This is a genomic window from Frateuria flava, assembly GCF_017837635.1.
Taxonomy (GTDB): domain Bacteria; phylum Pseudomonadota; class Gammaproteobacteria; order Xanthomonadales; family Rhodanobacteraceae; genus Frateuria_A; species Frateuria_A flava.
Genome location: NZ_JAGJRS010000019.1, coordinates 163,073 through 175,622, shown reverse-complemented (window position 1 = coordinate 175,622; position 12,550 = coordinate 163,073). Strand labels below are relative to the sequence as shown.

Below are 12,550 nucleotides of genomic sequence, written 5' to 3'. Positions count from 1 at the left end.
CTCCCCACCTCGGTGGGGAGCGCGCCCGCCGGCCCCTGCCGCCTCCCCGGCTCCGGCGCCTGCCCCGGTGCTCCACCTAAAGAAACCGGCGGCGGCGCCGATGCAACAGGTGCGGCCCATGACGCCAGACCCGGGTCGTTTTTCCTCGCTGCCCGCCAGTACTCCCGAACCATGTCGATCGCCAGCCACGCGCGGTACGCCTTATGACCTATGAGCTGGAGGAACGTTGCATGGACGTGTCCGACCTGCAGGTCGGCATGTACGTGTGCCGGCTCGACCGGCCGTGGGAGGAAACCCCGTTTCCGCTGCAGGGGCTCGCCCTGACCAGCATGGAAAGTATCCAGGCGCTGCGCGCGTACTGCGAGCGCGTCTACATCGACGCCAGGCGGCTGGTGACCGACCCGGCCACGCAGGCGTCAGTGATCACCCGCTCGCAGGTGTCCACCCAGCGCTTCACCGCATCGACCCGCTATGCCAGCGCCGTATCGATGGACACCGAGCTGCCGCATGCGCAGGAGGCGCTGGACAACGCCACGGCGATGCTCGACCGGATCTTCGAAGACGTGACCTCAGGCCGCGAACTATCGGCCGAGCACGTGGAACGGGCGGTCCGCCCGCTCGTGGCCAGCGTGCTGCGCAACGCCGATGCGTTCTTCTGGGTCGAAGGCCTTCGCGGCCACGACAGTTACAGCTACCGGCACGCCATCAGCTGCAGCGCGCTGGCCGCTGCATTTGGCCGGCACATGGGCTTTGCCGAAGAGACCATCATCAGCATGGCCGCCGGCGGCCTGCTGATGGACGTCGGCAAGGCGCGCCTGCCGCGCGAACTGCTGGAGCATCCCGGTGCGCTGTCGCTGCAGGAAATGGAGACGGTGCGCGCGCACGTGCTCGAAGGCATCGCCATCCTCGCGGACTCACGCATTGTCGATCCGGACGTGCTCGACATCGTGCGCCACCACCACGAGCGCTACGACGGCAGTGGCTACCCGGCGCGCCTGATGGGCTCCCACATCCCGTTGCCCGGTCGCATGCTGGGCATCGTCGACTCCTACGATGCGATGGTCAGCCCGCGTCCCTACCGTGCGGCTGTTTCGCGGCATACGGCGTTGCGCCGCATCTATGCCGAGCGCGACCGGCTGTTCCAGGACGAGCTGGTCGAACAATTCCAGGTCTGCATGGGCGTCTACCCCACCGGATCGCTGGTGGAACTGAGCACGGGCGAGATCGCCGTGGTCATGGCACAGAACCAGGCGCGCCGGCTTCGCCCGCGGGTGGTGCTGCTGAGCACGCCGCAGAAGCAGCGCGTCAACGATTTCCAGGTGATCGACCTGATGCATCACGAGGCCTCCGGCGCGATCAACATCGTGCGCAGCCTGGCGCCCGGCGATTGTCCGATCGACACCTCCGACCTGTTCGTGGCGGCATGAGCCCGGCGCGCGATGCTCAACCGCGCTGACATCTTCGGGGCCATCGAAGCCCGACTGCCGCAGTCGGCCGGCGACGGCCACCTGGCGGTCATGATGCTGCGCGTGGAAGGCCTGCACGAAGTAAGCCTGCGCCTGGGCTACGCGATCGGCGAAGAAGCGCATCGGCACGCCTGGGAGCGTATTCGCGCCGCGTTGCGACCGATCGACCGCGTCTTCTGTGCCGGCGACGACCGCTTTGCCCTGGTGCTCCCCGGGCTGCACAGCCACAACCATGTATTGCTGGCCGCGGCGCGACTGGTGCAGACCTTCGAGCGGCCGCTGCTCGACCTGCCCTATCCCCTGCAGGGCCGCCCGGAAATGGGCGTGGCGCTCTGTCCCGACCACGCCGACACGCCGGACCTGTTGTGCCGCCGTGCAGAGCTGGCGCTGTCCGCCGCCCACGCGCGCGGCGAATCGTGTGTGCTTCACGAGCCATGCGAAACGCAGGTCGAGATCGTCTACGAGGAACTGCGCGAAGCAATCGAAGCCAACCGCCTGAGCACGTACTTCCAGCCGGTGTGGGACCTGCAGCGGGGCGCCATCGCCGGTGTGGAATCGCTGGCGCGCTGGACCAGCCCGCGGCATGGCCTGATCCCGCCGTCCAGCTTCGTCGGGTTCGCCGAAAAGAGCGACCTGATCCAGGCACTGACCCGCTGGAGCATCGGCACCACATTGCGCCATGCGGCGATGCTGCGTGACGCGCCGCCGCTCACCTTCGCCATCAATTTCTCGCCTCGGGTGTTCGCCAAAACCGGCCTGGTGGAACAGTTGATGGACCTGCTGGAAATCTGGGGCCTGCCCCCCAGCGTGGTGGTGGCCGAGATCACCGAGACGGCGCTGGTGAACGACCTGGACGCGATCACGCAAGCGATGTGGCGGATGCGCGAGCGCGGTGCCCGCATCGCCATCGACGACTTCGGCACCGGCTACGCGTCCATCGCCTACCTGCGCCGCTTCCCCGCCTCCGAGTTGAAGATCGACCGCTCGCTGGTGTGCGACGTGGCCCACGACCCGCGTACCGCCAAGCTTGTGCAGTCGATCATCCAGATGGCGCACCACATGGACATGGCCACGGTCGCCGAAGGCGTGGAAGACCGGGCCACCCAGGACTTGCTGATGTCGATGGGCTGTGACTACGGCCAGGGCTACCACCTGGGCCGCCCGGAGCCGGCCGACGATTTCGTCGCGCGCCACACGCCAGCGGCAAAAACGATCTGACAACCGATGGGTCCCTCGGCGTGCTCTTGCCGGGAAAGGGTGCGCCCTCCGGACCCACGCGCGGTCCGGGGGCAAGCTCTGCGGTCACTGCGCGGTACCGGTCGCGCCCCGGATGAGTCGCGTGGTTGCGCGGCCCCCTTTGTGCGTGCGTTTCGATCCTTGAGGGCGTACCCCAAAAAAAGCCTTGTTGACCCGTGGCCATTCGTGGGTTAACTGTCCCCGTGATCAAGGACGAGGGGAAAGCGTGACGAAATGGTCCACGTTTGCAGCCTGCCTGCTGGTGCTTTGCCTGCCGCTCGCCGCCACTGGCACCCCAAGGACGCTACGGGTCGTCGGCGACAACAACTACCCGCCCTATCTGTTCATTGGCCCCGATGGCAAGCCACAAGGCTATGCCGCCGACGCGTGGAAGCTCTGGGAGAGCAAGACCGGCATCAGGGTGCAACTGACGGCGACCAACTGGGCCGACGCCCAGCGGCGCCTGCGGTCTGGCCAGGCCGACGTCATCGACATGATCTTTCGCACGCCAGAGCGCGCCGCCACACTGGACTTCACACGGCCCTTCGCGACCGTGGAGACAGGCATTTACGCCGATCGCAACCTGACTGGCATCGCCGACGCCTCCGGCCTCAGGGGCTTCGTGGTCGGCGTCCAGCGCGGCGATGCGTGCGTCGAACGGCTGCGCCGCGCGGGCGTGTCGAACATGCGGGAGTACACCAGCTACAGCGAGATCATCGACGCCGCGCGCCGCGGCGACGTCCGCATCTTCTGCATGGATCGCTCGCCCGCCGAGTACTACCTCTACCGTCTGCACGCGCAGGACGATTTCGTCAAGGCGTTCGACTTCTACAGCGACCGCTTCCGCCGGGGCGTGCGCAAGCGCGACGCCGCGACCCTCGCGCTGGTCGAGCAGGGCACGAAGTGGATCACCCCGCAGGAGCGGGAACGGCTGCACGACAAATGGATGGGCCAGCGCGTCGACCTGACCGGTTACGCGCAACGCTTCAAGGCCGTGGCCTCGGCGCTGGCGCTGGTGGGTGTCCTGCTGCTGGCGTGGGTCTATTCGCTGCGACGGGCGGTCAGGAAGCGCACGCGCGACCTGCGCTTCCTCGCACACTACGACCCGCTCACCAGCCTGCCGAACCGCCACCTGCTGCTGGACCGGATCGACCACACTCTCGACCAGCCGGATTTCGCGCTATCCGTACTGCTCGTCAACCTGGACAACTTCAAGCGGATCAATGACCGCTTCGGCCATCCACTCGCGGATGAGCTCCTGAAGCAGATCGCCGACCGGCTCAAGGCGCTTGTCGGCCCGATCGACACCGTGGCCCGGCTCGGCGGGGACGACTTCGTGCTGACCTTGCGTTCGGCCGATGTCGGCCAGGTCACGGCCCTGGCCGAACAGGCGCGACAGACGGTTGCCCGCGGCCTGCTCATCGGTGGCGAGGAGGTGTTCCTCAGCGCGAGCGTGGGCGTGAGCCTGCATCCGGATGACGGGCGAACCGGGGTCGCCCTGCTGAAGAACGCGGACACGGCGATGTCGCGCGCCAAGCAGCACGGGCGCAACACCATCAGCTTCTACCGCGCCAGCCAGAGCGCGCAGGCCAGCTACTTCGTCACCATGGGCACCGCCATCCGCCACGCCCTGCAGCGCGACGAGTTCGAACTGCATTACCAGCCGCAGCACTGCCTGCGCTCGGGCAGGATCATGGGGGTCGAGGCACTGCTGCGATGGCGTCGCGGTACCGAGCTGGTATCGCCATGCGAGTTCATTCCCTGCGCGGAAGAACTCGGCCTCATCGAAGAACTGGGCGAGTGGGTGATCAGGACCGCTTGCCGCCAACTGGCGCTGTGGCGGGCTGGCGGATCGACGCTGCGGATGGCCGTCAACCTTTTCGCCCGGCAACTGGCCAGCCCGGGTCTCGTGGCGGCAGTGGAATCCGCACTTGCACACACGCAGCTGCCCGGCGAACTGCTTGAACTGGAAATCACCGAAAGCGCCCTGGTGGGTACCGAAGCCGAGGTCGCCACGACGCTGGAGGCCATCCGGGCCCTGGGCGTGCGCATTGCCATCGACGACTTCGGCACGGGCTATTCCTCGCTCGCCTACCTGCGCCACCTGCCCGTCACGGGGGTCAAGATCGACAAGAGCTTCCTGGAGGGCGCGCCCGAGGACCCGACCGCGGTCGAAGTCATCGGCGCCATCGTCGCCATGGCGCACGCCCTGAACCTGACCGTCGTGGCCGAAGGGGTGGAAACCGAAGGTCAGGCCAATCTTCTCGAAAGGATCGGCTGCGAGCTTGCGCAGGGATGGTTCTACGCGGCCGCGATGCCGCCTGCCCGGATCACCGATGCCCTGATGTCGAGTCCGCCGGAAAGTGGAAGCGCCGCGGCACGGCCCAGGCAGCGCAGAGATTCTCCCTTTTGAGGAGAGGTCGTCCGATGCTTCGAGTGCGGATTGCGGTAGTTCTCTCCCTTGCGAGCGTCTCCGCTGCGCGTGGGATTGATTCGCCTCCGTTCCTTTTTTTCCACTGCCTGACCACCGCTCCCTCAGGCCTCAGTTGACTGGCTCCGCGCTCACCGCCGCAAGCAGGGCATCCGCCTGCGCGGCGGCGCCAGCGGACATCGCCAGCGGCACGTCGGGCGCGATACCCTCGATTTCATTGGTGCCATCGTCCAGGAAGCGGGCGCAATTGGGCATGCGCACATCGAACGGGCTGGCGTGGAACGGCGTGCGGTTGCCGCCGTTCACGTAGCCGCAGCCGGCGCCGGCGGTGGTCTCGCCGAACACGCGAGCGACCCGGTTCTGTTTCAGCCAGGCGACGAAGTCCTCGGAAGCCGAGCCGGTCCGGTGGTCGACCAGGATCAGCACGGGCCCGGTCCAGACGCCGGCGCCCTGCAATGTGGCCCGTTCGCCCTCGGGCTCGAGGATGGCGCAGGGCGCTGCGGCACCGCTCCAGACGACTGTGCGGTCGCAGCCCGCGAGCACCTGCCGGGCCTGGGCGCGCGACAGTGAGCGGTCTGTCAGCAGGGCCACCACCTCGGTCACCCATTCGGTACCGCCGCCGTTGCCGGTGACATCCACCAGCAGGCGCCGGGCGCCGTGCGCCTGCAGCGTGCGGATGGCCGCCACAAGCCGGTGCTGTTGCAGGTCGCGCACCGCCAGCTTGAGTGCGCGCCGGCCGATCCCCGGATGGAACACCTGCTGGCAGGCGGCGGCATAGCGGTCCTCGCCGAACTGCGCGATGCGGAGCACCCCGAGGTCGCCGATCACTCCGGTCGGAAAATCGCCGGCACCCACCGCCTTCCAGCCGCGTGCCCGCGCGAACGGGAACCGGAAGGCGTGATCACCCTCCTCGTAACCGGCCGCCGCGCAATCCTCGCCGGCAGCCGGATCGTCATCGACCGGCCCCGCGTCGACCTCGGCCGGTGTCGCTGCGGCGGCCGACGGCGGGTGCCGCTCGGTGAGCTCCCGCTGCCCCGGCACCAGTTTCAGGTGCGGGTCGTGGAACGCCTCGACGAAGCGGCGTAGCGCCAGGAACGCACGCACGCGGGAATGCGCGCCATCGATGTCCGCGGTGGTCCGGCGATCGAGCGCCGCCAGGTCCAGATGGCGGTGCTCGGCGATCCAGTCCAGGTTGGCATAACCCTGCGCCATATCCTGTTTTAGCCGGCTGTAGTCGGTCTGCCAGGCGCGTGCGTCGTAGGTGGCCACGTCGAAGGCGGCCGCGGCGAGAGCCAGACCGGCCAGCACGAGCAGGATACGGCGGAGCAAGCGCATACAGGTGCCCCCGGGCTGGATTGCACGCGATTCTAAGTGCAGATCGCGCGTCGGAAGGAAGTTGCCGAGCGCGTTGACGCGGGCGGGTTGTCAGCCTGAGGGCAGGACGATGGGCTCAACCTCGCCCCTATGGTCCTTCGCATCCTCAGCGGGCGCTCGACCCTGCCCTGGCCCGGGCCACGGGGATAGGTCCCACCCGCGCACTGGCATGTCGCGCGCGCCCAATCCGGGCATCAATTCCCCGACCGCGGCCATGCGACGCGCTCGACGGCGCAGCCGCTGCGCAACGTGTTGTGCACTTCGGCCAGGCGGTCCGTTTCGCAAAGCAGCCGTTCGACCTCGTCCGCCGGCGCCCGGGATTCGACTCTCGCGGCATACGTGACCACCGTGGCCGCCTGTCCGACGGCTCCGAACTGCACCGTCGCGATCACCTCGCACGCGCTGATCCCGACACCGAGCCGATCCGCTTCCCGGTACAGGTCGTTGCAGTAGCAGGTGGCCAGCGCGGCGGCGAGCAATTCTCCGCCATTGACCGCACTGCCGCGCCCGCCGGGCTTGGCGGATACGCGCAGCGACTGCGCATGGCCGGCGGTGGACACACTCAACGAGTGATCGTCGAGGGTGTTACGGATACGGGCCGAGATCTCCATGGCGGGCCTCTGGTCGACCGACATGGCGCGTAGGGTAAGCGAGAAAGGCCCGGTTGCGAGGCGGCTCAGGCACCCCTTTCCACGCTCTCGAACCACGCCGCGTAAGGCGTGTTCTTCACCAGGTGGCGATTGAGGTCGGGCGCGCCGTCGCTCCACCACACCGGACCCCGCTCGCCAAGCGCCACCTTCGCTTCATCCACCGCCTTTCCGGCCAGCGCGAGCGCTTCGGCGTCGTCCGATCTGCGCGCCGCTCCCACCGCCCGGCGCGCTGCCATCAGCCGGCGCACCCACGCCTCCCGCAGCGTGCGCGGCAGGCCGGGGTTGGCGGCGCGCCACAGCCGGCCACGCACCACGAGATAGCGCCCGTCGGGCGTCAGAAGATGCTTCATGGGGGGTTTAGCTAGCACAGTCGGCGCAACCGCCAGGTCGTGCGCACCGGCCTCGGGGACCGGGCTCGCAGCAGGCGCCAACGCGGACACCTTTCCGAACCCCCAGTCGACAGCTTGCCCCGCCACGCACCCGGCTGAGGCCGGCATCGGACGCAGCCGGGCAACTGGCCTGCGCACAGTAGCGGCCGACCACGTCCGCGTTTCGTGTCCTGGCGCAGCATCACATGGAGTGTGTTATTGCTAGGCTCTATCTTCGACCGGGCATCGCGGCGACACGATTGCCGTGCCGTCGCCTTGCGGTCGCGACGCGAGCCCCGCGCTCTAACCATCCAGGTGAGCAGTCAGCCAAGAACGGGTCGGCTGCCCACCCCCATGAGGAAGAGCCCGTGCCCCTGCCTGATGCCACGTCGCCGGAGGAGAGTTTCCTCGCCGGCGGAGGAAAGGTTGCCGCCCTGATGCGCGGCCACGACTGGTCCCGTTCGCCACTGGGCGCGCCCGACCGCTGGCCCCAATCGCTGCGCTCGGTGGTGAGCCTGCTGCTGAATTCGAAGTTCCCCATGTTCGTCGCATGGGGGCCGCAACTGGGCTTCCTCTACAACGATCCCTACGCTGAAATCCTCGGCGCCAAGCACCCGACCGCACTCGGCGCACGCTTCGAAGACATCTGGCGTGAAATCTGGCCAGACATCGCGCCGCTGATCGATGCGGCCATGTCCGGAGAAGGCGTCTACCGCGAAAACCTGCCACTGCTGATGAACCGCAAGGGTTTCGACGAGCAGACCTGGTTTACCTTTTCGTATTCGCCGGTATGGGACGAAAGCGGCTCTGTCGGCGGCATGTTCTGCGCCGTCGCCGAAACCACCGACCAGGTGCTGGCCGTGCGCCGCCAACGCTTTCGCATCGAACTGGAAGAAGCGCTCAACGGGGTGGGCGATCCGCGTGTGCTGGTCGAGCGCGCGGTCACGGCGCTGGGCCGCCATCTCGGCGCCCAGCGCGCCGGCTACGCCCGGTTGCAGCCGGACGGGGAGACCCTTCTCTACGACGCCTGCTTCGCCGACGGCGTCGAACCGCTGACCGGCAGCGTTCCGCTGGCCCGCTTCGGCGCGAAACGGGTGGCACGCCACAGGAACGGCCAAACCGAGGTCTGCGACGATGTCGAGGCCGGGGGCGAGGATCCGGGTGTCTGGCGCGCGATTCAGACGCGATCGGTCGTGTCGGTACCACTGGTGCGTGAGGGGCGGCTGGTCGCCTCCCTCTACGTCAACTTCCGCGAGCCGCGTCGCTGGACCGGGCAGGAAGTCGCGCTCATCGAGGACGTTGCGACGCGCACCTGGGCTGCGATCGAGCAGGCCACCGCGGAGAACGCTCTGCGCGAGAGCGAGGCCCGCTTCCGTGCCCTGCTCACCACGGGCGCGTACTCGGTGTTCCGGATGAGCGCGGACTGGCGCGAACTGCGCACGCTCGAAGGCCAGGGCTTCCTGGCCGACACCACCGAGCCGAGCGAGAACTGGCTCCAGACCTATGTGCATCCCGACGACCAGCCGCGTGTCATCGCGGCCGTGCAGGAGGCGATCGCAAGCCGCAGCATGTTCGAGTCCGAGCATCGCATCCGCCAGGCCGACGGAAGCCTGGGCTGGACCTACGCCCGCGCGGTGCCGATGCTCGACGGCGAAGGCCGGGTGATCGAATGGTTCGGCGCGGCCAGCGACACCACGGCACGCAAGCGTGGCGAAGAGGAGCTGCGCCAGCTCACGGCCGAGCTGGAAGAGCGCATCGCGGTTGCCGTGGAGGAGCGCCAGGCGGCGCTCGCGCAGGTGCACGAGATGCAGAAGATGGAAACCATCGGCCAGCTCACCGGCGGTGTCGCGCACGACTTCAACAACCTGCTGACGCCGATCCTCGGCGCGCTCGACACCCTGTCGCGGCGGCTGGACGGCGACGAACGCGCCCGCCGCATGACCGCCGGCGGCCTGCAGGCGGCCGAGCGCGCGCGGACGCTGATCCAGCGGCTGCTCGCCTTTTCCCGGCGGCAACACCTGGCGCCCCGACCCGTCGATGTCGCGCGGCTCCTGTCCGGCCTTGGCGATATGGTCTCGCGGTCGATCGGACCGGGCATTCGTCTGGCGATTTCCTGCGACGATGGCCTGCCACCGGCGCAGGTCGATCCCAACCAGTTGGAGCTTGCGCTGCTGAACCTCGTCGTCAACGCTCGCGATGCGATGCCCACCGGCGGCGATCTGGCCGTGCGCGTCACCGTGACGGCGGCAGGCGACCATCCCCGCCTGGCCGAGGGACGCTACATCCGCTTCTCCGTGACCGACACCGGCATCGGCATGGATCCGGAAACAGTCAAGCGCGCGATCGATCCGTTCTTCACGACCAAGGGCGTCGGTCGCGGCACGGGGCTTGGCCTGTCCTCGGTGCATGGACTGGCCGCCCAGTCCGGCGGCGGTTTCGCGCTGGACAGCCTGCCCGGACGCGGCACCACGGCGACGTTGTGGTTGCCGGTATCCACGGAGGTGCCTGCCACCCAGCACACGGCCGCGAACGATGCAGCGATCCCCGAGGTTCCCGTCGCGACCGTACTATTGGTCGATGACGAGGATCTGGTACGCGGCGGGACGGCCGAAATGCTGGCCGACGCGGGGTACACCGTGGTCTCTGTCGGCTCCGGCCACGAGGCGCTGCAGAAGATCCACGCCGGCCTGGCGTTCGATGCGCTGGTCACCGATTACGCTATGCCCGGCATGAGCGGAGCCGAGCTGGCGCACCAGGTCCGCGTGCTGCGACCGGACATTCCCGCCCTGATGATTACCGGCTTCGCCACCCTTACCGAACGCGAGGCCGGCGGCCTGCCTCGCCTGGCCAAGCCCTTTCGCCAGGCGGAGCTTGTCGGCACCGTCGCCGACCTGCTGGAAACGGCGCAACGGTGCGTCCGGGCCGGTTAGGTGGCGGGCGATCCCTGCGGCCGGGAAGCAGCCGCGGAGGCCTCACGCCCTGTCACAGCCTCGAGCCGTGCGCGCCGGCACCGGCACTGAAAGAAGTGGTGCCCCGGTGATCGACTGACACCAGCGTGACGAGCGACCGGCCGTCCGAACCCCGGGGCAGAGCTCACGATACGGCCGTGCTCGTCTACGGCGCGTGCGTATCGCCATCTGTGCAGCGCACTCGGGAGTCAGCGTTCGCTCCGGAGGGCCGCCACCGCCAGGGAAAAGCCGCTGTACTCCGGTCGATCCGTGACTTCCTCGATGGCGAACGACGGCGGCGCAAAGGCAGCCGCGTCTGCGGCTGAAGCAAACTCCTGCTCGAAGATCACCAGCGACACTGGGAGTTCGTAGACATCCAGCGCCCCCTCGCCCATGGAGTAGCGCCGCTTGCTCACAGCGTAACCCGGCAACTGCGACAGCGCCGCGTATTCCACTTCGGTCAGGTAGATAGTGGTGATGGGCTCGGCTCCATCGGACCGCTTGCCGTACTTCTTGCCGAGCTTTAACACCACGCCCTCTGCCGAACGCACCCGGCGCAGCCGCAAGCGCGTGTCACGCAGGTACAGGTCGTCGATCTGGCGGAAAGGCAACAACGCCACCGAATCCACCGCCTGCGGGTCGACACGCCAGCGACGTTCGCATTCCGCGCGTGCGTACTTGGGGAAGGAATCCACGATGGCTCCAATGGGCGCCTGATGGGTACGCTATGTCGAAAGCGATACCGCGCACACGAATGCAGTAAAGCCTGACAGCGAAGGCCCAGAAGACTGAGGTAGCGAAAAAGAGCAAGTCTGGCTGTTATCTGGCGGTTAACTTCGACAGAATCGACCCACTGGTCACCGCGCCTCGGTTACGTCGCATCCGGTTCGGATGGTTGGACCATTCCGACCGGATTGGCCAAGCCTCAGCGACCGGCCGGCAGGCGCGACTTTCAGCCGATGTCGATCGGGGAAAGCTGATCTCCCTGCTCCGAAAACGAAAGCTTTGCCCGGGAATCGGCGTTCCTTCGCCACTCCAGGTATTGGTCCACGCGCTTTTCCGCGATCGCAACGTAGCGCGGGTCCAGCTCGAATCCGAGAACCAGGCGCCCGTTGCCGAGGGCGGCTTCAGCCGTGGTCCCCGATCCGAGGAACGGGTCGACGACCAACCCCCCTTCGTTGCTACATGCTCGAATGATCCGATTGATCAAGGCCAGCGGAAACTGTGCCGGATGAGCGGTCCGCTCTGCAGAGGCGCGGTCCTTGCCGGAGGTAACCTTGGGAAACTCCCACACGTCGGTCGGATTTTTGCCCAGCGGGTTGCATTTCAACTTGCCGTTTTTTTTCTGGTTCGGATACCGGACGTTGGGGTCCCTGACGTCGTCGAGATTGAACACATAGGAATCCGGATTTTTCAGATACCACAGGAATTTTTCATTGCGTGGCGAGAACGACTTCCGGGACGCTACGCCCGCACCGTAATGCCAGACGATTTCCTGCTGCAAAAAAAACGGGATGCGATCCCAAAGCAGATAGGAGATGGGAATGGCCTTGGCGCGGCCAGGAAGGGCGAAATAGCCGAGGTTCAGCCAAAACGCGCCATTTCCGGCTGTCACTCGATGGATCTGGCTGATCCACGCGGCGCACCAGTCCAGATAATCGGAAACGTCGCGCTGCTCCTCGTACTCCTTGCCGATGTTGTACGGCGGAGACGTGACCGTGAGATCGACGATTTCGCCGGGCAGGCTGGAGAGCGCATCCACGCAGTCGCGGTTGTAAATCAACACGCCCGGGCGGTGGACGTCCGGTTTGCCCAGGCACTGGAGAAGGGTGCGCTCCAGGGCGCTTTGGTCAGCTTTCATGCTACTCATAGTGGGCGAGCGCGTATGATGCGTACACTGGCCAAGGCCCGAAACAAATGAGGCCGGCGAAATACGCCGGCCTCTTTGCTTCAACTCTTGGTGGGCGGTACAAGGATCGAACTTGTGACCCCTACCATGTCAAGGTAGTGCTCTACCGCTGAGCTAACCGCCCAAGAGCCGCGAAGTTTAGCAAGGGTGGGGAGCCGTGCCAAGCCT

9 protein-coding genes, 1 tRNA gene and 1 pseudogene are annotated in these 12,550 nt (G+C 67.2%); 5 read left to right on the top strand and 6 right to left on the bottom strand.

What is annotated here, in order from left to right:
* The first annotated feature begins 230 nt into the window (after window positions 1-230).
* The 3 genes from J7I44_RS10470 to J7I44_RS10460 all read left to right on the top strand — a co-directional run bounded on the left by J7I44_RS10470 (window position 231) and on the right by J7I44_RS10460 (window position 5,115).
* Entirely contained in the window at window positions 231-1,427 is a 1,197-nt protein-coding gene (locus tag J7I44_RS10470; protein ID WP_209620083.1) for an HD-GYP domain-containing protein, read from the top strand.
* Between the two features lie 12 nt (window positions 1,428-1,439).
* On the top strand, window positions 1,440-2,684 hold the full coding sequence (locus J7I44_RS10465; RefSeq protein ID WP_209620080.1) for a putative bifunctional diguanylate cyclase/phosphodiesterase: 1,245 nt from the start codon (window positions 1,440-1,442) through the stop codon (window positions 2,682-2,684).
* Window positions 2,685-2,928: 244 nt separating this feature from the next.
* Entirely contained in the window at window positions 2,929-5,115 is a 2,187-nt protein-coding gene (locus J7I44_RS10460) for a putative bifunctional diguanylate cyclase/phosphodiesterase (RefSeq protein WP_209620077.1), read from the top strand.
* A gap of 129 nt (window positions 5,116-5,244) precedes the next feature.
* Here the strand turns inward: J7I44_RS10460 and J7I44_RS10455 are convergent, their stop codons facing one another.
* From J7I44_RS10455 to J7I44_RS10445, 3 genes are all read right to left on the bottom strand, one after another.
* Complete coding sequence (locus J7I44_RS10455) at window positions 5,245-6,468, bottom strand: S41 family peptidase (protein WP_209620073.1); 1,224 nt, start codon at window positions 6,466-6,468, stop codon at window positions 5,245-5,247.
* Window positions 6,469-6,701: 233 nt separating this feature from the next.
* On the bottom strand, window positions 6,702-7,118 hold the full coding sequence (locus tag J7I44_RS10450; RefSeq protein WP_209620070.1) for an OsmC family protein: 417 nt from the start codon (window positions 7,116-7,118) through the stop codon (window positions 6,702-6,704).
* A gap of 65 nt (window positions 7,119-7,183) precedes the next feature.
* A complete protein-coding gene (locus J7I44_RS10445) occupies window positions 7,184-7,507 on the bottom strand; it encodes a hypothetical protein (RefSeq protein ID WP_209620067.1) in 324 nt (107 codons plus the stop codon).
* 386 nt (window positions 7,508-7,893) lie between these two features.
* Here J7I44_RS10445 and J7I44_RS10440 point away from each other — a divergent pair, with 386 nt between their 5' ends.
* The gene (locus tag J7I44_RS10440; protein ID WP_209620063.1) at window positions 7,894-10,455 is read left to right on the top strand and encodes a GAF domain-containing hybrid sensor histidine kinase/response regulator; all 2,562 of its coding nucleotides are present in this window, start codon (window positions 7,894-7,896) and stop codon (window positions 10,453-10,455) included.
* A gap of 227 nt (window positions 10,456-10,682) precedes the next feature.
* Here the strand turns inward: J7I44_RS10440 and J7I44_RS10435 are convergent, their stop codons facing one another.
* Complete coding sequence (locus tag J7I44_RS10435) at window positions 10,683-11,168, bottom strand: hypothetical protein (protein ID WP_209620059.1); 486 nt, start codon at window positions 11,166-11,168, stop codon at window positions 10,683-10,685.
* 71 nt (window positions 11,169-11,239) lie between these two features.
* Here J7I44_RS10435 and J7I44_RS17030 point away from each other — a divergent pair.
* Window positions 11,240-11,398, top strand: a pseudogene (locus J7I44_RS17030) (ScaI family restriction endonuclease); the annotation flags it as partial.
* Between the two features lie 27 nt (window positions 11,399-11,425).
* On the opposite strand, the gene J7I44_RS10425 reads toward J7I44_RS17030, so the two are convergent.
* A complete protein-coding gene (locus J7I44_RS10425; protein WP_209620056.1) occupies window positions 11,426-12,334 on the bottom strand; it encodes a DNA-methyltransferase in 909 nt (302 codons plus the stop codon).
* Window positions 12,335-12,431: 97 nt separating this feature from the next.
* Window positions 12,432-12,506: transfer RNA gene (locus tag J7I44_RS10420), tRNA-Val, on the bottom strand.
* Between the last annotated feature and the right edge of the window lie 44 nt (window positions 12,507-12,550).

What these genes read in the sequence shown, in the direction of transcription:
- J7I44_RS10445 (WP_209620067.1), bottom strand. Translation starts at nt 7,507, where the DNA reads ATGAAGCATCTTCTGACGCCCGACGGGCGCTATCTCGTGGTGCGTGGC.
- J7I44_RS10450 (WP_209620070.1), bottom strand. Translation starts at nt 7,118, where the DNA reads ATGGAGATCTCGGCCCGTATCCGTAACACCCTCGACGATCACTCGTTG.
- J7I44_RS10455 (WP_209620073.1), bottom strand. Translation starts at nt 6,468, where the DNA reads ATGCGCTTGCTCCGCCGTATCCTGCTCGTGCTGGCCGGTCTGGCTCTC.
- J7I44_RS10470 (WP_209620083.1), top strand. Translation starts at nt 231, where the DNA reads ATGGACGTGTCCGACCTGCAGGTCGGCATGTACGTGTGCCGGCTCGAC.
- J7I44_RS10425 (WP_209620056.1), bottom strand. Translation starts at nt 12,334, where the DNA reads ATGAAAGCTGACCAAAGCGCCCTGGAGCGCACCCTTCTCCAGTGCCTG.
- J7I44_RS10465 (WP_209620080.1), top strand. Translation starts at nt 1,440, where the DNA reads ATGCTCAACCGCGCTGACATCTTCGGGGCCATCGAAGCCCGACTGCCG.